Origin of the sequence: Amycolatopsis palatopharyngis, from assembly GCF_003385185.1 — a bacterium.
Classification (GTDB): domain Bacteria; phylum Actinomycetota; class Actinomycetes; order Mycobacteriales; family Pseudonocardiaceae; genus Amycolatopsis; species Amycolatopsis palatopharyngis.
Genome location: NZ_PQHZ01000036.1, coordinates 12,382 through 33,115, shown reverse-complemented (window position 1 = coordinate 33,115; position 20,734 = coordinate 12,382). Strand labels below are relative to the sequence as shown.

General features: G+C 67.4%; 18 protein-coding genes. 13 read left to right on the top strand and 5 right to left on the bottom strand.

Annotation, left to right across the window (positions count from 1 at the left end):
- The first annotated feature begins 71 nt into the window (after positions 1–71).
- Positions 72–1,082: an iron-siderophore ABC transporter substrate-binding protein gene (locus tag D0C15_RS23815; protein WP_245976157.1), complete on the top strand. Its 1,011-nt coding sequence runs from the start codon at positions 72–74 to the stop codon at positions 1,080–1,082.
- A gap of 54 nt (positions 1,083–1,136) precedes the next feature.
- On the opposite strand, the gene D0C15_RS23810 is transcribed toward D0C15_RS23815, so the two are convergent.
- On the bottom strand, positions 1,137–2,555 hold the full coding sequence (locus D0C15_RS23810) for a M20/M25/M40 family metallo-hydrolase (protein WP_116049510.1): 1,419 nt from the start codon (positions 2,553–2,555) through the stop codon (positions 1,137–1,139).
- A gap of 225 nt (positions 2,556–2,780) precedes the next feature.
- Here D0C15_RS23810 and D0C15_RS23805 point away from each other — a divergent pair, with 225 nt between their 5' ends.
- The 10 genes from D0C15_RS23805 (at position 2,781) to D0C15_RS23760 (ending at position 14,697) form a co-directional block, all read left to right on the top strand.
- On the top strand, positions 2,781–3,644 hold the full coding sequence (locus tag D0C15_RS23805) for an ABC transporter ATP-binding protein (RefSeq protein ID WP_116049507.1): 864 nt from the start codon (positions 2,781–2,783) through the stop codon (positions 3,642–3,644).
- Positions 3,632–4,420: an ABC transporter ATP-binding protein gene (locus D0C15_RS23800; RefSeq protein WP_116049505.1), complete on the top strand. Its 789-nt coding sequence runs from the start codon at positions 3,632–3,634 to the stop codon at positions 4,418–4,420. Before D0C15_RS23805 ends, D0C15_RS23800 begins: the two co-directional genes overlap by 13 nt.
- Positions 4,417–6,234, top strand: a complete 1,818-nt coding sequence (locus tag D0C15_RS23795; protein WP_116049503.1) for an AMP-dependent synthetase/ligase — start codon at positions 4,417–4,419, stop codon at positions 6,232–6,234. Before D0C15_RS23800 ends, D0C15_RS23795 begins: the two co-directional genes overlap by 4 nt.
- Positions 6,235–6,343: 109 nt before the next feature.
- A complete protein-coding gene (locus D0C15_RS23790; protein WP_116049501.1) occupies positions 6,344–7,240 on the top strand; it encodes a branched-chain amino acid ABC transporter permease in 897 nt (298 codons plus the stop codon).
- Complete coding sequence (locus tag D0C15_RS23785; protein ID WP_116049499.1) at positions 7,240–8,439, top strand: branched-chain amino acid ABC transporter permease; 1,200 nt, start codon at positions 7,240–7,242, stop codon at positions 8,437–8,439. The genes D0C15_RS23790 and D0C15_RS23785 overlap by 1 nt, the downstream gene beginning before the upstream one ends.
- Positions 8,440–8,456: 17 nt before the next feature.
- Positions 8,457–9,737, top strand: a complete 1,281-nt coding sequence (locus D0C15_RS23780; protein ID WP_245976156.1) for an ABC transporter substrate-binding protein — start codon at positions 8,457–8,459, stop codon at positions 9,735–9,737.
- A gap of 663 nt (positions 9,738–10,400) precedes the next feature.
- Positions 10,401–11,612, top strand: a complete 1,212-nt coding sequence (pdhA, locus tag D0C15_RS23775) for a pyruvate dehydrogenase (acetyl-transferring) E1 component subunit alpha (RefSeq protein WP_116049599.1) — start codon at positions 10,401–10,403, stop codon at positions 11,610–11,612.
- Positions 11,612–12,640: an alpha-ketoacid dehydrogenase subunit beta gene (locus D0C15_RS23770; RefSeq protein WP_116049497.1), complete on the top strand. Its 1,029-nt coding sequence runs from the start codon at positions 11,612–11,614 to the stop codon at positions 12,638–12,640. The genes pdhA and D0C15_RS23770 overlap by 1 nt, the downstream gene beginning before the upstream one ends.
- 14 nt (positions 12,641–12,654) lie before the next feature.
- Positions 12,655–14,061 carry a dihydrolipoamide acetyltransferase family protein gene (locus D0C15_RS23765; RefSeq protein ID WP_116049495.1) on the top strand — a complete coding sequence of 469 codons (1,407 nt, stop codon included), beginning with the start codon at positions 12,655–12,657 and terminating at the stop codon, positions 14,059–14,061.
- Between the two features lie 141 nt (positions 14,062–14,202).
- Positions 14,203–14,697: an FxsA family protein gene (locus D0C15_RS23760; RefSeq protein ID WP_116049493.1), complete on the top strand. Its 495-nt coding sequence runs from the start codon at positions 14,203–14,205 to the stop codon at positions 14,695–14,697.
- Between the two features lie 11 nt (positions 14,698–14,708).
- Here D0C15_RS23760 and D0C15_RS23755 read toward each other — a convergent pair whose 3' ends face one another.
- The gene (locus D0C15_RS23755) at positions 14,709–15,251 is read right to left on the bottom strand and encodes an SCP2 sterol-binding domain-containing protein (RefSeq protein WP_162830231.1); all 543 of its coding nucleotides are present in this window, start codon (positions 15,249–15,251) and stop codon (positions 14,709–14,711) included.
- 115 nt (positions 15,252–15,366) lie between these two features.
- Positions 15,367–16,023, bottom strand: a complete 657-nt coding sequence (locus D0C15_RS23750; RefSeq protein WP_116049490.1) for an SCP2 sterol-binding domain-containing protein — start codon at positions 16,021–16,023, stop codon at positions 15,367–15,369.
- 121 nt (positions 16,024–16,144) lie between these two features.
- Here D0C15_RS23750 and D0C15_RS23745 point away from each other — a divergent pair, with 121 nt between their 5' ends.
- Positions 16,145–16,801: a TetR/AcrR family transcriptional regulator gene (locus tag D0C15_RS23745; protein WP_116049488.1), complete on the top strand. Its 657-nt coding sequence runs from the start codon at positions 16,145–16,147 to the stop codon at positions 16,799–16,801.
- 41 nt (positions 16,802–16,842) lie between these two features.
- On the opposite strand, the gene D0C15_RS23740 is transcribed toward D0C15_RS23745, so the two are convergent.
- Positions 16,843–17,754, bottom strand: a complete 912-nt coding sequence (locus D0C15_RS23740) for a MaoC/PaaZ C-terminal domain-containing protein (protein WP_116049486.1) — start codon at positions 17,752–17,754, stop codon at positions 16,843–16,845.
- 4 nt (positions 17,755–17,758) lie between these two features.
- The gene (locus tag D0C15_RS23735; protein WP_116049484.1) at positions 17,759–19,105 is read right to left on the bottom strand and encodes a 3-oxoacyl-ACP reductase; all 1,347 of its coding nucleotides are present in this window, start codon (positions 19,103–19,105) and stop codon (positions 17,759–17,761) included.
- 116 nt (positions 19,106–19,221) lie between these two features.
- Here D0C15_RS23735 and D0C15_RS23730 point away from each other — a divergent pair, with 116 nt between their 5' ends.
- Positions 19,222–20,625 (top strand): acetyl-CoA C-acetyltransferase, encoded by a 1,404-nt coding sequence (locus D0C15_RS23730; RefSeq protein ID WP_116049482.1) that lies wholly within the window; start codon positions 19,222–19,224, stop codon positions 20,623–20,625.
- Positions 20,626–20,734 lie beyond the last annotated feature (109 nt).

Here is a 20,734-nt window from a genome sequence, read left to right as displayed (position 1 = left end):
TGGCCCAATTTCTTAGTGAAGGCTAGCCTTCCTTCGAAGTTCAATCAGGTTTCGCTATTCAGGGAGTTCGAGTGTTCCACGGCATCAGGCGGCGAGCGCTGGGCGTGATCACGGTCGCTGCCGCGGCCTTCGCGTTCACGGCATGCGGATCGGACGGCGACAGCGGAACCGGTGACAACGGCGCCGAACCCGCACCCGGCGACGCCGGCGCCTATCCGGTCACCATCAACACGATGTTCGGCGAGGTCACCGTGCCGGAGAAGCCGGAGCGGGTCGTGGCGCTCGGCTGGTCGGATGCCGAGACCGCGCTCGCGCTCGGCGTGCAACCGGTCGGCGCGAGCGACTGGCTCGGCTTCGGCGGCAACGGCGTGGGCCCATGGGCGGAGGGTCTGTACGACGCGCCCCCGACCATGCTCGGGACCACCGAGATCAACTACGAGCAGGTGGCGGCCCTGCAGCCGGACCTCATCCTGAACACCCGTTCGGACGGGAACAAGGACACCCACGACAAGCTGTCGCAGATCGCGCCGGTGATCGACCCGCCGCCGGACGTCGTGTCCTACGGCACCACGTGGCAGCAGCAGATGACGATGGTGTCCACGGCGCTGGGTCTCGCCGACGAGGGCGAGCGACAGATCAAGGAGGTCGAGACCGCTTTCGACGAGGCGGCCGAGGCGCATCCGGAGTTCGCGGGCAAACAGGTCGGTCTCGGCGCCTATTTCGGCAGCCAGTACGGCGCATACGTCAAGGGCGACGCACGGGTCGCCTTCATGACCGAACTCGGCTTCGAGAACAAGCCGGAGATCGACGCACTGGCCAGCGGAAACTTCTACGTCGACGTCTCCGCCGAACGCCTCGACCTGCTCAGCGCCGACCTGACCGTCGTCTTCCCGATCGGCAACGAGGCCGCGAAGCTGCGCGCGGACCCGCTGCTCGGCGAGATCCCCGCCGCGAAGCAGGGCCGCCTGCTGATCCTGGACGATCCGACCCTGATCTCGGCGTTCTCCGGCGGATCCACGCTGGCGACCAAGCACGCGATCGACAAGGCCGTCCCGCTGTTCGCACAAACCCTGGAGAGCTGACGGCCGTCCACGCCACCCCGCACATCCAGGGGTGGCGTGGACGGCCGCTCGTGCTCAGCCCTTGGCGTGGGCGTCGAGGATGTGGGCCACGGCCTCGGTCACCCGCTGGGCGTGCTCCACATGCAGCCACTCGTCCGGCACGTGTGCGTTGGAGTCCGGGCCGAGGACACCGGTGACCAGGAACTGCGCCTCCGGGTACTTCTCCCCGAGCAACCCCATGAACGGGATCGACCCACCGAGTCCCACGCTGCGCCAGGGCTGACCGAAGACGTCCGCGCTGACCTGCTCCAGCGCACCGGCAAGCCATGGGGCGGACTCGGGAGCGTTCCAGCCGTCGGCATGCTCGGTGCCACTGAGCTCCACAGTGGCCGAGTACGGCACTTCGTTCGTCAGCACGGTCTCGACGGCCTTCAGCGCGGCCGCCGAGTCGGCCGTCGGCGGTAGCCGGAAGCTCAGCGCCAGCGTCGTCCCGGCACGCAGGACGTTGCCCGCCTCGTCTGGGACGGGGAGTCCGGCTCCGCCGATGACCGACAACGTGGGGCGCCAGCTGTTGTTCAGCAGCAGCTCCAGCTCGTCTTCGACGACCGGCCGGGTGGCACCGTGCAACGGGAAGGACGACTTGACGGCACCGGGGGCGACCTGTGCGGTGGCGGCTGCCTCCTCCCGCCGGTTCGCCGGGATCTCCACGTTCAGCTCGTCCAGCAGGATCTCGCCGGTCTCGGAGTCCTCGATCCGGTCCAGCAGCCTGCGCAGCACCCGGAACGAGCTCGCGACGACCCCGCTGGCCAGACCGGAGTGCTGCGCCGAGTCGAGGACCCGCACGGTGACGCGGACCTGCGCCAGTCCGCGCAGACTGGTGGTCAGCCACAGCCGCTCGTAGTCGTTACCCCCGGAGTCGAGGCAGACGACGAAGGTGACCTGGCCGAGCCGCTCGCCCAGGTGCTCCAGGTAGAAGGGCAGGTCCGGGCTGCCGGACTCCTCGCCTGTCTCCAGCAGCACGACAGTGCGCGCGTGTACGCCGCCACCTGCCCGCACGGCCTCCAGCGCGGCGGTCGCGGCGTAACCCGCGTAGCCGTCGTCAGCCGATCCCCGGCCGTAGAGCCGCCCGTCACGCAGCACCGGGGTCCACGGCCCCAGCCCTTCGGACCAGCCCCCGACCGGCGGTTGTTTGTCGAGGTGGCCGTACATCAGCAAGGTGCCCCGATCCTCGGCACCCGGCGTGGCCGGGACATCGAGCAGCAGCACCGGACTGCGGCCGTCGAGGCGTACCACGTCGATGCTCGCACCGGGGATCACCCGGGCAGCGAGCCACGCGCGAACGTGCTCGATCGCGGCGTCGAGATGGCCGGAGCGCTGCCATTCGGAGTCGAAGCCGGGCGAGAGCGCCGGGATCTCCACCAGGCCGGACAGGCTGGGCAGGATGTCGTTCGTCCACAGCCCACGGACGGTTTCACGTACGGAATTCTGTTCCACGCCGCCATCCTGCCATCCGCTTTCCACCAGGCAGACGAAAGGGAACGACGGAATCCGGGCCGAACAGGTAAAAAAAACCACCTTGATCCGATCGTTGCGCCCAGCTCCTGGTCACAGTTCGTCCCGGCTATTGCCCAGAGGCAAACCCGGGGCTACGTTCACAATCTGCGTGATCCACATCACTCCGCTTTGTCCGGCTTGTTCGACAGGAACGGGGACATCGGTATGGGTAACCGCTCCACGCCTGCTGCTCACGCGGCGACAACTGAGCGGCCGGCACCGACCCCTGCGGCACTGTCCGTGAACAACCTCGAGGTCGTTTACGAGGATGTGGTGCTGGTCCTGCGCGGGTTGAGCCTGCAGGTCGGGGCCGGGTCGATCGTCGCGCTGCTCGGGGCGAACGGTGCGGGCAAAACCACCCTGCTCCGCGCGGTCACCGGGCTGTTGTCCCCGCACCGAGGCAAGATCACCAAAGGTGCGGTCCGGCTGGACGAGGAGGATATCACCGGCGCCGACCCCGCGGACGTCGTCCGCAAGGGAATCGCGCAGGTGATGGAGGGCAGGCGGATTTTCGCCGAGATCACCGTCGACGAAAACCTGCGCACCGGCGCCTACACGCGGCGATCGCGTGCCGAGGTCCGCGAGTCCTACGCCAGGGTCATGGAACTGTTCCCGGCATTGGCGGGGCGGCGCAAGTCCGTCGCGGGCTACCTCTCCGGTGGCGAGCAGCAGATGGTCGCGATCGGCCGCGCACTGATGGCCGCGCCAAGACTGCTGCTGCTCGACGAGCCCTCACTCGGTCTCGCTCCGAAACTGGTGGAACAGGTACGCGACATCATCGTGCAGATCAACGCGCAGGGCACGAGCGTGCTACTGGTCGAGCAGAACGCCATGATGGCGTTGTCCATCGCGCACTCCGGTTACGTGCTGGAGACCGGAAAGGTCGTCAAGGACGGTCCCGCGAGCGAACTGCTCGCCGACGAGGACATCCGCGAGTTCTATCTGGGCACCGCAACTGATGACGCCCTAGAGCGTCGCTCCTTCGCCGACGTCAAGAGCTACCGGAGGAAGAAGCGATGGAGCGCGTGACGAAGCCGGATTTCCCACTGCTCGAGGTGCGGGACCTGACGATGCGTTTCGGCGGCGTGACCGCACTGGACGGCGTCGGATTCGGCGTGCGGCAAGGCGAACTGTTCGCGGTGATCGGGCCGAACGGTGCGGGAAAGACGTCTATCTTCAACTGTCTCAACGGCGTCTACCGCCCACAACAGGGCAGCGTCACCCTGGACGGGCAGCAGTTGCTCGGTCGCGCGCCCGCGGCCATCGCGTCGCTCGGCGTGGCCAGGACGTTCCAGAACCTCGGCCTGTTCCAGCACCTGTCGCTGATCGACAACCTGATGCTCGGCCGTCATCACCTGATGCGCACCGGCTTCCTGAGCGGAATGTTGTGGTGGGGCAGGGCGAAAGGCGAGGAGATCAGCCACCGCGCCGCGGTCGAGGAGATCGTCGAACTGCTCGAACTCGAGCCCTACCGCTGGACTCCGGCAGGAATGCTGCCCTACGGAGTGGCGAAACGAGCCGAACTCGGACGCGCTCTGGCGATGCGTCCGCGACTGTTGCTGCTCGACGAACCGGTGGCGGGCATGAACCTCGAGGAGACCGAGGACATGGCCAGGTACCTGATCGAGGTCCGCGCGGAACTGGACCTGGCGATGATCCTGGTCGAGCACGACATGCGGCTGGTGATGGACCTCGCGGACCGTGTGCTGGCGCTGGACTTCGGCGTCGCGATCGCCGAGGGGACACCGGCCCATGTGCAGAACGACCCACAGGTGATCGAGGCCTACCTTGGTGGTGCGGCATGACTACCGCTGTCGATGCACCGGCCACTGTGGACACCCTGCCCGCGCGACTACTGGAACTCGCGCGGGAACACGGCGACGACATTGCGATCAGGGAGAAGCACCGCGGCTGCTGGCGGGAGTGGACCTGGTCCGGGTACGCCGAGCGCGTCGCGAAGGTCGCGGCCGGGCTGCGTGAACTCGGTGTCGGCCCCGGCGCCAGGGTCGCGATCCACGCCGAGAACCGGCCGGAGTGGGTGATCGCCGACCTCGCCGTGCAGGGACTCGGCGCGCAGAGCATCGGGATCTACCCGACCTCACCCGCGATGGAGGTGCAGTATCTGCTCGGGCACTCCCGCTGCAGTGTGCTGATCGCCGAGGACGAGGAACAACTGGACAAGACGCTGGCCGTCCGGGACCAGCTGCCCGACCTGCGGCACCTGGTGGTGATGGATCCGCGCGGCGTCCGGCTCGACGCTGACGAGGCGCTGCTCACCTTCGCCGAAATCGAACAACGCGATGACGCCACCGGCACGCTGGCGGCATACGCGGAGTCGGTGGCCCGCCTCGATCCTGCGGACACGGCGATTCTCGTCTACACCTCGGGCACCACCGGGCCGCCGAAGGGGGCGATGATCTCGCACGCGAACCTGGTGGCCTCGGCGCGCGTGTTCGTCGAGGCGCTCGGCAGCGACCAGCGCGACGAGGTGCTCAGTTACCTGCCGCTGTGTCATATCGCGGAACGGCTGATCTCCGTGGTGGACGCGGTCTGGGCCGGCTCGGTGGTGAACTTCGGCGAGGGCGGTCCGTCCTTTCAGTACGACCTGCGCGACGTCCAACCGACGGTTTTCCTCGGCGTGCCAAGGGTGTGGGAGAAGATGCTGGCCGGCGTGGAGATTCGCATGGCGGATGCCTCCCGGCTCAAGCGCTGGCTGTACCGCGCCTGTGTGCATCAGGGCAGACGGATCGCGCCGCGGCGGATGGCGGGCACGGCCACGCTTGCCGACCGGCTGATGTTCGCCCTGTGCGACACCCTCGTCTTCCGGCCGCTCCGCGAGAAGCTTGGCATGGTCCGGGTGAGGACGGCGATCAGCGGTGCCGCGCCGATCGCGCCACAGGTGCTGGAGTACTTGTGGGCCATCGGAATTCCGGTGCGGGAAGGATACGGGCAGACCGAGAACACGGCTGTCTGCACGCTGACACCCGCCGGCGATGTGCGCCTCGGCTCCGTCGGCGTGCCAATGTCCGGTGTGGAGGTTCGGATCGCCGAGGACGGCGAGATCCTGACCCGTTCGGCGGGAGTTTTCCAGGGCTACCTGGACAATCCGGACGCCACGGCGGCCACGGTCGACCCGGAAGGCTGGCTGCACACCGGCGATGTCGGGGAAATAGACGCCGACGGATTCCTGCGGATCACCGACCGCAAGAAGGACATCATCATCACCGCGGGCGGCAAGAACGTGTCGCCCTCGGAGATCGAGAACCGGTTGAAGGTCTCGCCCTACATTCGCGAGGCCGTCGTGACCGGGGACCGGCGCAAGTACCTGACCGCGCTGATCGGCGTCGAGCGGGACACGGTCGGAGACTGGGCGACCCGGCGCGGGCTGGCATACACCACCTACGCCGACCTCTCGTCGAAACCGGAGATCCGCAACCTCGTGCAGAGCGTGATCACCGAGGCCAACCACGACCTCGCCGCCGTCGAGCAGATCAAGAAGTTCACGCTGATCGACAAGGAGCTCGACCACGAGGACGGCGAACTGACCGCGACCCAGAAGGTCAAGCGCAGGGCCATAGCCGAGCGATTCGCCGACGAGATCGAGGCGATGTACCGATGACCGCCCAGAACCGCGCTTTCCCGGGAAAGTGCGAGTCCTCGAGTGCCGCACGATGCGCGGTCCTCGTCGCACTTTCCTGGGAAAGTGCGAGTGGCGGGGAGGTGAGCACGTGACCGCGTTTCTGCAGAACTGTTTCGCCGGGCTCGCGCTCGGGTCGACCTACGCGCTCGTGGCGCTGGGTTTCGTGGTCATCTACAAGTCGACCGGCGTGATCAACTTCGCCCAGGGCGGCCTGCTCGCCCTCGGCGCCTACCTCGGCTACACCTTCTCCAACAACCTGGCGATCGCGTTCGCCGTCGCCGTGGTGCTGGGCTGTCTCTCCGCCGCCGTGGTCGGCGCGGCGTTCGAGCGGATCGTGCTGCGCAGAATGGTCGGACAGCCCCCGTTCGCCGTCATCATGATCACCATCGGCCTGCTGTTCGTCCTGGAACCGCTGATCACGGCGATCTGGGGGTTCGAGAACAAGCAGGTGAACAACCCGTGGAACATCCGCACGGTCGAGGTCGGCGGGCTGGTGTTCGGTGTCCGTGACCTGTGGACGATCGGTCTCACCGCCGCCGTGGTGATCGCCTTCTTCCTCTTCTTCCGGTTCAGTTCACTCGGGCTGGCGATGCGGGCGACCGCGTTCGATCCAGAGGCAGCGCTGGCGCAGGGCATCAGCGCGCGCCGGGTGTACGCGGTGTCCTGGGCGATCGCGGCGGCACTGGCCGCGCTCGCCGGGATCACGATGGCAGCCGGGCCGGGCGGGCTGTCGCCATCGATCGGGTTCATCGCACTGGCAGCGTTCCCGGCGATGATCCTCGGCGGCCTCGACTCCCCGGCGGGAGCCGTGCTCGGCGGCCTGATCATCGGCCTCGCGGAGGCCCTGACCCGCGGCTACCAGGACCAGCTCTTCTCCTGGGCCGGCGACAACGTCTCGGTCATCGTCCCCTACCTGCTGATGATCGTGATCCTGCTGATCCGGCCATACGGGCTGCTGGGTACCAAGGAAGTGAGACGGATCTGATGGCGATCGCGACCAGGCGCCGGTCCTCCCGCGCCACCCCGCACCGTATTTTCTCCAGAACGCGCGCGTTCCCGTTCCTCGCTTCCTTCCGCAAGCGCCGGTCAGCCACCCCGCACCGCAACCTCACCCGCTCCTACCGTGAGGACCTGCGGCTGTTCGGCACGCCGTGGGCGAAGTTCGGCCTCGTCGCCATGGTCGTCGTCTTCCTCGTACTGCCCGCCGTGGTGCAGGACGACTTCTGGCTTTCCGTGCTGATCTACGTCGGCATCACCGCGGTCGGCGCGATCGGGCTGAACCTGCTCACCGGCTACTGCGGGCAGATCTCCCTCGGCCACGCGTTCTTCATCGGCGCCGGGGCATATGTGACCGCGCGGGTCGGCGGCGACCTCGGCCTGCCGCTGCCACTCTGGTTGCTCGCGGCCGCGCTGGTCGGCGGCGCGCTCGGTGGCCTGATCGGCCCGTTCACGCTGCGGCTGCGCGGGCACTACCTGGCGATCGTCACTCTCGGTCTCATCTTCGTCGGCGAGCATCTGTGGCGAAACCTCGGCGATCTGACCGGCGGCAACTCCGGCACTTCGGTGAACACCGACGTGGCGATCGGTCCGGTGGACTTCGGCGCACTGACCATCGTCGGGGAGACCTACTCGCGTAACCAGGGCTACTTCTGGCTGGTCTGGGGCCTGGTCGCCATCGTCGCGCTGCTCGCCAAGAACCTGGTCCGGACCAGGCCCGGCCGGGCACTGCAGGCCGTCCGTGACCGCGACCAGGCCGCCGAGGTGATCGGGGTGCGGGCAGGCAGGTACAAGATCGGCGCGTTCATGATCTCCAGTGCCATCGCCTCGATGGCGGGCGCGTTGTTCGGCTCGTACCAGCAGTTCGTCAGCCCGGACGAGTGGAACCTGCTGCTGTCGATCCAGTACATCGCGATCGTGATCGTCGGTGGGCTCGGAACGATCTTCGGCTCCGTGCTCGGGGCGATCTTCGTCGGCGCGCTGCCCGCGCTGATCGACCGCTACAGCGCGATCATCCCCGGCGTGCGCACGTCGGTCGGCGGGGACGGCTTCATCAGCGTCTTCGCGCTCAACCAGGCCATTTTCGGAGTGCTCATCGTGCTGTTCCTGGTACTGGAACCACGCGGCCTCGCCGGGATCTGGCTGCGGGCGAAGAACTACTTCAAGGCCTGGCCGTTCTCGTATTGATGACAGGAGGCGTCACCATGCAGGTGCATCGAAGGAAGCTCACGGCAGTTCTCGCCGTGGCGGCACTGGCCGTCACGGCCTGTGGTGGCGCGGGCGACGAAGGCGGTTCGGGTGAGGGCCAGGCGGGCGAGCCGGCCACCACGACCGGTTTCGACGGCACGACGATCAAACTCGGCGTGCTCAGCCCGCTCTCCGGCCCGATCGCGGTGATCGGCCAGCCGCTCACCTCCGGAAACAAGGTGTGGTTCGACCACATCAACTCGCAGGGCGGTATCGCGGGCAAGTACAAGGTCGAACTCGTGCAGGAGGACACCCAGTACAAGCCGGACGTCACCGTCCAGCAGTACAACAAGATCAAGGGCGAGGTCGCGGCGTTCACGCAGGTCCTCGGCACCGCGCCCACCCTCGCCGTGCTGCCGCAGCTGCGGTCCGACAAGATCCTGGCCGCGCCGGCGTCCCTCGACGCGCTGTGGGTGCGGGAGGACAACCTGCTGCCGGTCGGCGCGCCGTACCAAATCCAGTCGATCAACGCGATGGATCACTACCTGTCCGAGGGCGGTGGCACGCCGGAGTCGAAGATCTGCACGATGGTGCAGGACGACGTCTACGGCGAGGCGGGCCAGCAGGGGATCGACTTCGCTGCCGAGAAGTACGGCTTCACGGTCACGAACACGCAGCGGTTCAAGGTGAGCACCGAGAACTACGCGGGACAGGTCGGCGCCCTCGCCGGGGCGGGTTGCGAGATGGTGTTCCTGACCGCGACTCCGACCGACGCGGGCAAGATCTGGGGCACGGCGGCGCAGGCCAAGTTCACGCCGAAGTGGTACGCCCAGTCGCCGAGCTACGTGGGCGCGCTGGCGAAGTCGCCGGTGGCGCCGTACATGCAGCAGTACGTCACGATCGCCTCCGAGGGAACCGAGTGGGGCGACGAGTCCGTGCCCGGGATGAAGGACATGGTCGATCGCGTCGCGCAGTTCGCCCCGGACCAGCAGCCGGACTTCTACTTCGCCTTCGGTTACAACCAGGGCCGGGCGATGACCGCAGTGCTGGAGAAGGCGGTGGAGCTGGGCGACCTGTCCAGGGACGGCATCCTCGAGGCGTCCAGGCAACTCGGCAGTGTGAGCTTCGACGGGCTCACCGGCGACTACGCCTACGGACCGGCGGAGAACCGCAACCCACCGCGCTCGACCACGCTGTTCAGCGTCGACCCGGCGAAGCCGTTCGGGCTCGCGACGCTGAAGTACAACTTCACCTCCGATGCCGCCCGGGAGTTCGAGTTCAAGAAGGCCGACCTCTGACGGGAGTCGTCGGCGACTTCACGCGTCGGCGTGGGCGTGGGCGTGCAGTAACTGGGCTACGGCCTCGGTGACCACGAACTGGGCGTCGGGGTAGGTGCGGGCGAACAGGCCGAGGAACGGGATTGTTCCCACCGAGGCCTGTCGCCCGCCACTGCCTGGCGAACACGTCCGCGCCGCCCGGTCGAGGGCGGCCTCCAGCCAGGAATGGTCACGAAGCCCGCGAGGCTGTCCAGCGCCTCGCCCTCCCAGATGGTCCGAACCGTGTCCCGCACAAGCCGCTGATCCATGCCCCGATCCTGACACGCACCCACAGTGCTCTACGTCACAAAGACTCGAGGCCTTCTCGGATCATTGGGTGCGCCGGGTCGCCGTCAGGACTGGGAACTCACCGCCCACCCCTGGTCCAGAACGCGAACGCATGCCCTACTTTCGGCGGCCCCATCATCGGGAGTCCAAACGTTTGTGCAGCTCAGATACCGTTTTCCGGCAACGAATCGGCTTCGAGGACTCACCATCCGAGGCCTGTTCGTGTCAGGATGGCCGCGTGAACCGTCACCGCCGACGGTGACCCGAGCGCTCGGACCCGATGCGCAGGTGGCCGCCGGCGAAGTCGTGGTGGCCGCCACAAGCGGCTGCGCGGCACCGAACCGAGGAGACAAGCGCATGTCGTCCCCCGAACAGTGGACGCGCCCGGAGCCTGGCGCCGGACCAGCCGCAACAGCGGCGGAACCGACTCCGGAACAGGTGATAGCGGGTTTGCGAGCAACAAACGAAGGTGGCACTGACCTCACTCAGCTGCTCACCCCCGAAGGCGAGCGGGTCCCGTCGTCACAGTTCGACCCTTACATCGCCGACATCGACGCCGAAGCGCTGCGCGGGCTCTACCGCGACATGGTGCTGGTCCGTCGTGGAGACCGCGAGGCCAACCACATGCAGCGCCAGGGCCAGCTCGGCATCTGGGTTCCGCTGCTCGGCCAGGAGGCCGCACAGATCGGCTCCGGTCGCGCGCTCGAATCGCGCGACATGGCGTTCCCCAGTTACCGCGAACACGGCGTTGCCTTCACCAGGGGCGTGGACTTCAAGGAACTGCTCGGCATCTTCCGCTGCACCGACCAGGGCGGCTGGGACTTCAAGAAGCACGGCTTCCACCCGTACACGATCGTCATCGGCAACCAGGTCCTCAACGCCACCGGCTACGCCATGGGGCAGAAGTTCGAGGGCAAGGTCGGAGACGATGACGGTGAAGCCACCATCACCTACTTCGGTGACGGCGCGACCAGCCAGGGTGACGTGGCCGAGGGCTTCGTCTGGGCGGCGGTCTACGACGCGCCGGTGGTGTTCTTCTGCCAGAACAACCAGTGGGCCATCTCGGAGCCGACCGAACGGCAGTCGCGGCTGCCGCTGTACCAGCGGGCCCGGGGTTACGGCTTCCCCGGCATCCGGGTGGACGGCAACGACGTACTCGCCTGTCTCGCGGTGACCCGCTGGGCGCTGGAGGAGTGCAGGCACGGCAACGGACCGGTGCTGATCGAGGCCTTCACCTACCGGATGGACGCCCACACCACCACCGACGACCCCACCCGCTACCGGCTCTCCGACGAGCTGGAGGAGTGGAAGCTGAAGGACCCGATCGAGCGTGTCCGGGCCTACCTGGCCCGCGGCGGCGGCGCCGACCAGGACTTCTTCGACCAGGTGCAGACCGAGTCGGACGAGTTCGCCGCCGAACTGCGCGACTTCTGCTTCAACATGCCGGATCCACCACCTGAGCGGATCTTCGAGAACGTCTACGCCGAGTCCTCGCCGGTACTCGACGCTCAGCGCGAGGAGTACCTGGCCTACCTCGACGGCTTCGCCACCGCCGGAGGTGAGCGCTGATGGCTGCCCCCGTGAAGGACAACGTGAGCGCGGCGAGCTCGACCGTGCAGAACCTGACCATCGGCAAGGCGCTCAACCAGGGCCTGCGGGCGGCTATGGAGGCCGACGACAAGGTCCTGATGATGGGCGAGGACGTCGGCAAGCTCGGCGGCGTCTTCCGGATCACCGACGGCCTGCAGAAGGACTTCGGTGAGCAGCGCGTGCTCGACACGCCGCTGGCCGAGTCCGGGATCATCGGCACGGCGGTCGGGCTGGCCGTACGCGGCTTCCGGCCAGTGTGCGAGATCCAGTTCGAGGGGTTCATCTTCCCCGGCTTCGACCAGATCGTCAGCCAGCTGGCGAAGCTGCACTACCGCTCGGAGGGCCGGATCAAGGTCCCGGTGGTGATCCGGGTGCCGTTCGGCGGCGGGATCGGTGCGGTGGAGCACCACTCGGAGTCGCCGGAGTCGCTGTTCGCGCATGTCGCGGGCCTGAAAGTGGTGTCCTGCTCGAACCCGGCCGATGCCTACTGGATGATCCAGCAGGCCATCGCCTGCGACGACCCGGTGCTGTTCTTCGAGCCGAAGCGGCTCTACCACTCGGGCAACCTGAAGGCTCCCGTCGACACGGCGGCGACTCCGGACCCGCTGTTCTCGTCCAGAGTCGTCCGCAATGGCGACGCCGCCACCCTCGTCGGCTATGGCCCTTCGGTGAAGGTCTGCCTCGACGCCGCGACGGCGGCGACCGAGGAGGGACGCCAGCTCGAGGTGATCGACCTGCGGACGCTGTCCCCGCTCGACCTCGGTCCGGTTTTCGAGTCGGTACGCCGTACCGGCAGGCTCATCGCGGTGAGTGAGGCGCCTTCGGAGTCGTCGCTGACTTCGGAGATCGCCACTCGAGTGCAGCAGGAGTGCTTCTACTCCCTGGAAGCACCGGTGCTTCGGGTTACCGGGTTCGACACCCCGTATCCGCCGACGAAGCTCGAGGAGCACTTCCTGCCCGATCTCGATCGGGTGCTGCACGCCGTCGACCGTTCGCTGGCCTGGTAAGGGGGATTCGACAGATGCCTGACTACAAGCAATTCCCCCTGTCCGACACTGCGGAGGGGCTGACCGAGGCGGAGATTCTCGACTGGCGCGTCAAGCCGGGCGACGAGGTGACCGTAAACCAGATCGTGGTCGAGGTGGAGACCGCCAAGGCCGCCGTCGAGCTGCCGATTCCGTGGGCCGGCGTGGTCACCGAACTGCTCGTGGAGCCGGGGCAGACCGTCGAGGTCGGCACGCCGATCCTCACGGTCGACGTCGACCCGAACGGTGCGCCTCCCGCGGTCCCTGCCGGTTCCAACGGCTCGGCACCGGCGCCTGCCGAGGAGACCCCGGCCGAAACCGCCCCCGCCGAGGAGGAGATGAAGCCGCTGGTCGGCTACGGCTCCAAAGCGGTGTCCGCCAAACGTCGCCCGCGGAAGTCCCCCAATGTGGCATTGGGTACTTCCAACGTCCCCAATGCCACATTGGGGACATCCCAAACGGCACCGGCGGCGCCGGCGGAGCCTGTCGCCGCGGCGCCGAAGGGTGGGTATGTGCCGCTGGCGAAGCCGCCGGTGCGCAAGCTCGCCAAGGAGCTCGGGGTCGATCTGCACGAGCTCTCGGGCTCGGCCGACGGCGGGGTGATCACCCGGGAGGACGTGCACAAGGCGGCCAACGGCAGCACCAGCATCAGCGGAGAACTTCCGGAAGCGGAAGCCTCTGCGGCGCCCGCGATCGACCCGGCATCGCGCGAGCGCAGGGTGAAGATCAAGGGTGTCCGCAAGGCGACCGCGACGGCGATGGTGCAGAGCGCGTTCACCGCACCGCATGTGACGGAGTTCCTCACCGTCGACGTCACGCCGATGATGGAGCTGCGGGCGAGGCTGAAGAACAGCCCGGCCTTCGCCGGAGTGAAGCTGACCCCGCTGGCGTTCGCGGCCAAGGCCATATGCCTCGCCGCGAAGCGGACTCCCGACGTCAACGCGACGTGGGACGAGGAAGCCGGCGAGATCGTCTTCAAGGACTACGTGCACCTCGGGGTCGCCGCGGCCACCCCGCGCGGGCTCGTGGTGCCGAAGATCCGCGACGCCGACTCGATGTCGCTGCCCGAGCTGGCCGGCGCACTCGGTGAGCTCACGGCCACCGCGCGGGAGGGCAAGACGACGCCCGCCGACATGGTCAACGGCACGATCACGATCAGCAACGTCGGGGTCTTCGGAGTCGACACGGGTACGCCGATCGTCAATCCCGGCGAGTCGGCGATCCTGGCGTTCGGCGCCATCCGCGACACCCCGTGGGTGGTCGATGGCGAGATCAAGATCCGTAAGGTGCTGCAGCTCGCGCTGAGCTTCGACCACCGTGTGGTCGACGGCCAGCAGGGCTCGGAGTTCCTTGCCGATGTCGGAGCGCTGCTCTCGGACCCGTCGGTGGCGATCACCTTCTAGCAGGCGCGAACACCGCTGCCCGCCGCGCGGCACTCCCGTGCGGCGGGCGGTGGTTTTCGCCTGACTCCGCACAACGGGTGACGTTGTCGCCGCATGGGTCATCCCGGGAGCAAATCGGGCACCTCGGACGTTGGACAAGGTATGGCTGTCGCGTTACTGCTCTACGTGGTTGCCGAGGTGGCCGCCGTCTGGGCGGTGAGTTCGGCGATCGGTTTCTTCCCGACCATCGGATTACTGCTGGCCGGAGCGTTCCTGGGGTCGGCGCTCGCCCGCCGTCAGGGCGCGAAGGCGGCCAAGGCGTTCGTGGAGACCGCCCGGTCGGGCAAGTCCGCACACGCTGAGGTCACCGACGGAATGCTGATCGCGCTCGGCGGGCTGCTGATCCTGCTGCCCGGTTTTGTCAGCGACGTCGCCGGGCTGCTCTTCCTGCTGCCGCCTTCGCGGAGCCTGATTCGCCGCTCGTGGTTGCGCAGGCTGGAACGCCGCGCCCCGATGATGAATCCACAGCATCCACAACACCCGCAGCAAGCTGGGCCGGGGCAGCCGCGGGTCATCGTGGTGGACAGCGAGATCGTCGAAGACGACCGGTCATCGCGCCCCACACAGCAGCCGCGCCCGATCATCGACCCGCAGTAGTTCGACCAGCCTCAGGGCTGGGGCAGGTCGAAGTAGCTGCTGAAGCGCACGGCCGGGGCGTACTCGCCCTTCACCTTGACCTTCCCGGTGACGAACATGGTCGCGACCGCGACGGTGCCCGTCGCCATCCGGATGAAGTCCTCAGCGGCCAGGGTGATCGTTGTGTCCGGGGCACGGTCCAGGTCCTCGCCGGACACGCAGATACCGTCCTCGATCACCGTTTGGAACCGATCGAAACCATCGTCACCATCGCCAGGGGTAAATCGCCAGGAAACGACAAGGTCGATGTTTCTCGCACGTTCCGGAACGAAATGGTCGGACATTCGGCGGAAAATCTCGTCAATGAACACGGCGCGTAGTTCTTCGTGTTCGCCGATGGCCTTGATCTGTTCCTTCGACGCCCGATGCACTACATCGACGAGCACCTCGGTGGACAGTGAGCTCAGCTCGATTCCGGCGCCGGTCTTTCCCAACATATCCAGGGTTTCCAGCAACTGAACGAACTGCGCCGGGCTCAGGGCGGTCACCTCGACATGCCTGGCGAAGGCATTGATCGGATGCTCGGAGTCCTGTCCGCCGACCGGAGTTTCGGTGGTACGCGAGAAACGGAATCGCTCGCGCCAGGTCTTCGGCTTGTCTTTTTCGGACACGGCGGCGAATCCTACCGGCTCACGACGGTTCGGGAAGATCGAAGAATCCGATCAGCCCCGTTGCGAACGCCAGATCACCCTTTACCTTGATTCTTCCCGTGACGAACAGCACAGCCGGAGTCGTCTGCCGGGTGACGAGTTTGACGAAGTCAGCGGGGGCGATGGTGATGGTGACCCTCGGCTGCTCCAGCAACTCCCTGCGCGCCACGCACTCGGCGTTTCGGATGACGGTCTCGACGCGATCGAAACCGCCCCCGCCGACGGCACCGGAAAAGCGCCAGTGCACCACCGCGTCAAGGTCCCGCGCCCGCTCGGTCCGCAGTTGCGCGCTCATCCGGTCGAAGATCTCGTCGAGCATCCTGGCCCGCAGTTCCGGTTCGGCGAGCACGCGGTCCAGTTGCATGTTCGACGCACGGCCGACGAGGGTGGCGAAACGCTGCGGATCCACCCGGCGCAGCGACAGTGCGGGTACCGCGCTCTCGAGCCGGACCAGCACGGCGAGCAGCCTGCGGAAGCCGTCCTTGCCGAGCGCCGCGAGATTCACCTTGCCGACCAGGGTGTCGGCGTCGAGCGCGGGATCGAGTGCGGCAGGGTCAGCGCGCTCGAGCAGATCGAGCAGTGCGACGCCACGAACGACGGCCAGATCCGCCATCGAAACCCCGGTCTTCTCGGTCATCCGCACCCCCGCTCTACCTACTCGTCCGTAAGGCTACCCGTGAGTAGGTAGAGCGGCAAGCGTGCCGAAACTCGGCCCTGACCTCGTCAACCTGTAGCGTTCAAGAGAACAGGAGGTACGGGTGTCGGAGCATGTACAGCGTTCGCCTGAACGGGCCAAGCGCTTACCCCGTGCGGTCCGCGAAAGGCAGATCCTGGACGCGGCCGTGCGAGTTTTCTCGCGTTATGGCTACCACTCGGCGTCGATGGACGAGATCTCGGACGTAGCCGGGGTGTCCAAGCCGATGATCTATACGTACCTGGGCTCGAAGGAAGATCTCTTCGCCCAGTGCATCCGCCGGGAGGCCTCCCGGTTGCTGGAGGCCGTCGAGGCCGGGATCCAGCCGGACCTGCCTCCCGATATGCAGCTCTGGCATGGACTCCGATCGTTCTATCGTTTCGTCGCCGACTACCGGGAGTCGTGGACGGTCCTGCATCGGCAGGCACTCGCCGTCGGCGGTTCCTTCGCCGAGGAGATCACCTCGATGCGGAGCAGGGCCATCGAACTCGTCGCTGCGCTGGTGGTCTCGGCGGGCAGCCAGAAGGGCCTGGCCGACCAGGTCGAGAAGTCCGGTGAGGGCCTCGCCGCCGCACTGGTCGGCGCGGCCGAGTCACTGGCGGACTGGTGGCTGGACCACAGCGAGGTCACCGACGGCGTGCTCGCGTCCTGGCTGATGAACCTGGTCTGGCTCGGCTTCAACGACCTGGTCGAGGGCCGCGTCTGGACCCCCCAGCAATAGCCCCGGTCACCCCGGTATCGCACTTTCCCGGAAAAGTGCGATCACAGGGCGGTGATGGTGCCTTCCAGATGTGGCTTGGGCTTACGCGCGTTCCAGAGCTCGAACGCCCACCCGTCACCCGTTCGCCACCCCCCACGGAGACGCTCCGCGCCGCTGTCCGGCTCCAATCGCCAGGTGGTGAAGGCGACCTTTGCGGGGAGCAGGACGGGGAGCTTGAACCGCACGTCGACGGTGTAGGCGTCGGGCAGCCTGCCCTCGAACGCGGCCAGGCTGTGCGCCTTGGTCCACATCCCGTGGGCGATCGCCGAAGGGAAGCCGAACATCCGCGCGGTCAGCGGGTGCAGGTGGATCGGGTTGCGGTCACCAGACACCTCCGCGTAGCTGCGGCCGATGTCCCCCGGTACCCGCCAGATCGCGGTCGGTGACGGCGGAGCGAGCTGCTCGCGCTTTCCACCCCGCTCAGCACTCCCATCGCCGCGCCGGAGGTAGGTGCTCACATCCGTCCACACGGGACCGTCATCGGGCGTCTGGCTCGGGATGACCTCGCTGATCACGTCGAACTGCTGCCCCTTCTCATGGGGACGCAGGTTCTCCACCCGCACGCGCAGCGTGAACGACTCTCCGAGGCGAACCGGCCTGCGCTGCGTGATGCGGTTGGCGACGTGCACCATGCCCAGCAGCGGGAAAGGGAACGCCTGCTCCGTCATCAGCGCGATCTGCAACGGGAACGCCAGGATGTGCGGGTAGGTCGCGGGCAGATCGTCGGACAGCCTGAACCCGCAGACCTCGTTGTACGCCGCGAGATGTGCGGGGTCGACGACGACGTCGGGACGCACGTACTCGGTATCCGGAAGGCTGCCGCCGCCCTTGCCGCCGGGCAGCAGCCCGCCGAGGGCCGCCTTGGGATACAGCGTCGACAGGCTGGGCGCGGAGTGTATTTCCTTCACGACCATGAGGTCACGCGCCGATCAGGGCTTGGCCGCACACGCGTACGACGTTGCCATTGACGGCAGCCGAGGCGGGGTTGGCGTACCAGGCGATGGTCTCGGCGACGTCCACCGGAAGCCCACCCTGGGCGAGACTGGCCAGCCTGCGTCCCGCTTCACGAATGACGACGGGGACCGCGGCCGTCATCTTGGTCTCGATGAACCCAGGTGCGACGGCATTGATCGTGCCGCCGTGCTCGGCGAGCCGGGCCGCTCCGTCGTCCACCATGCCGATGACCCCGGCCTTGGTCGTGGCGTAGTTGGTCTGGCCGACATTGCCCGCGATTCCGGCGATCGAGGAGACCCCGATGATCCGTCCGCCCTCGTTCAGTACCTTGCCGGCGAGCAGCTTGTCGTTGACGGCGAGCTGGGAGTTGAGGTTGACCGCGAGTACGGCGTCCCAGCCGCCCTCGGTCATGTTGCCCAGTGTCTTGTCCCTGGTGATTCCCGCGTTGTGCACGACGACGTCCACTCCGCCGTGCCGTTCGGTGAGATACGTCGCGAGTTTCTCCGGCGCGTCGGCCGCGGTGATGTCGAGCTGCAGTGCCGAACCGCCGATCTTGTTCGCGACCTGCGAGAGGTCACCGCCCTGGGCCGGGATGTCCAGTGCGACGACGTGCGCGCCGTCACGGGCGAGCACCTCGGCGATGGCGGCGCCGATCCCCCTGGACGCACCGGTCACCAGCGCGATCTTGCCCTCGAGGGGCTTCTCCCAGTTCGCGGGTACCTGCGTCTTTCCCGTCGCCGGCACCGTGCCGACCCGGATGACCTGGCCGTCCACGAACGCGGACTTGGCCGAGAGCAGGAAACGCAGGGTGGATTCGGTCGCGTCCTCAGCTCCTTCGGCGACGTAGACGAGCTGCGCGGTGGCTCCGCGCTTGAGCTCCTTGCCGACGGAACGGGTGAAGCCTTCGAGCGCACGCTGAGCGATGCGTTCCCGGCCCCCGGCCAACTCCGGGGGCGTGCCGACCACGACGACGCGGCCGCACGTACCCACCTTGCGGATCACCGGGTGGAAGAACTTGTGCAGCTCACGCAGGTCCTTGGGATCCTTGATGCCAGTGGCGTCGAAGACCAGTGCGCCGTACTTCGTGCCGTCCGCGGCCTCGGTGCGCACCTCGATCCCGGCGTCGGCGAGCTGGCTGGTCAGGGTCTTCTCCAGCCGTCCGTTCGGCGCGGCACCCACGAGTGCGGGACCATCGAGCGCGGGCTGGCCCGGCGTGTAGCGACGCAACGGAGTCGGGCTGGGCAGGCCGAGCTTGGGCACCACGAACCTGCCGATCGGGGACTTGGTGAACTGCTGGTACCTGTCGGCCATCGACTGCCTCCGTTGTTGCCGCCTGCGTCACTGTCCAGCCTAACCTACTCGCGGGTAGGTTACACTTTCGATGGGTTCGGCATCACCGACCAAAATTCTGCGCGCTGGAGGAAGTCATGAGCTCAGCTGAGAAGCCGACAGGCGGGCGCGGGCGGGCTCGCGCGGCCACTGCGAAGAGCGGCGCCACGAAGTCCGGCGCGACGAAGAGCGCTGCCGCGAACGACGCCGCCGCCAAGGGCGGCACGGATTCCGGCGTGCGCAGGGTCGCCATCATCGGCGGGAACCGGATCCCGTTCGCCCGCTCGAACGGGCCCTACGCCAACGCGTCCAATCAGGACATGCTCACGGCCGCGCTGGACGGGCTCATCAGCCGGTTCTCGCTGCAGGGCGAACGGATCGGCGAGGTGGCAGCCGGTGCGGTACTGAAGCACTCGCGCGATTTCAACCTGGCCAGGGAGTGCGTGCTGGGCAGTGCGCTCTCGCCCGAGACCCCGGCGGCCGACGTACAGATGGCGTGCGGCACCGGTCTGCAGGCGATCGTCAACGTCGCCAACAAGATCGCGCTCGGCCAGATCGACTCGGCGATCGCGGGTGGCGTGGACACCACCAGCGACGCACCACTGGCCGTGAACGACAAGCTGCGCAAGCTGCTCGTCCAGCTCAACGCCGCGAAGAGTGCGGGTGACCGGCTCAAACTGCTGGCGAAGATCCGTCCCGGACACATCGTTCCGGAGATCCCGCGCAACTCCGAACCGCGGACCGGGCTTTCGATGGGCGAGCACGCCTCCGTCACGGCCAAGGAATGGGACGTCTCCCGTGCCGATCAGGACGAACTGGCAGCCACGAGCCACCAGCGACTCGCCGCGGCCTACGAGCGTGGGTTCTTCGACGACCTGCTCACACCGTTCCTGAAGCTGTCGAAGGACCAGAACCTGCGCGCGGACTCGACCGCCGAGAAGCTCGGCAAGCTCAAGCCGGCGTTCGGCGGCCCAGAGGGCACGATGACGGCGGGCAACTCCACACCACTGTCCGACGGCGCGTCGACCGTGCTGCTGGCCACGGAGGAGTGGGCCAAGGAGCGCAACCTGCCGGTGCTGGCATACCTGACGTTCTCGCAGACCGCCGCGGTCGACTACGTGCACGGCGACGAGGGCCTGCTGATGGCGCCCGCATATGCCGTGCCGCGGATGCTGGCCAAGGCCGGACTGTCCCTTCAGGACTTCGACTTCTACGAGGTCCACGAAGCCTTCGCCTCGCAGGTGCTCGCCACGTTGAAGGCGTGGGAGGACCCGGCCTTCGCGAAGGAGAAGCTGGGACTGGACGCGCCGCTCGGCTCGATCGACCGCGCCAAGCTCAACGTCAACGGTTCCTCGCTCGCGGCGGGTCACCCGTTCGCGGCCACTGGTGGTCGCATCGTGGCGACCCTGGCCAAACTGCTCGACGAGCAGGGTTCCGGCCGTGGCCTGATCTCGATTTGTGCCGCAGGCGGCCAGGGAATCACCGCCATCCTGGAGAAGTAGCGTCTCGCCACCGCGGCCGCCCTGGGATGCGCGACACCCTCAGGGCGGCCGTGGTGACTTCTTTCGCCGGCAGCGGAAATTGCGCGACTTTTGTCGGTGGTCACTCCTA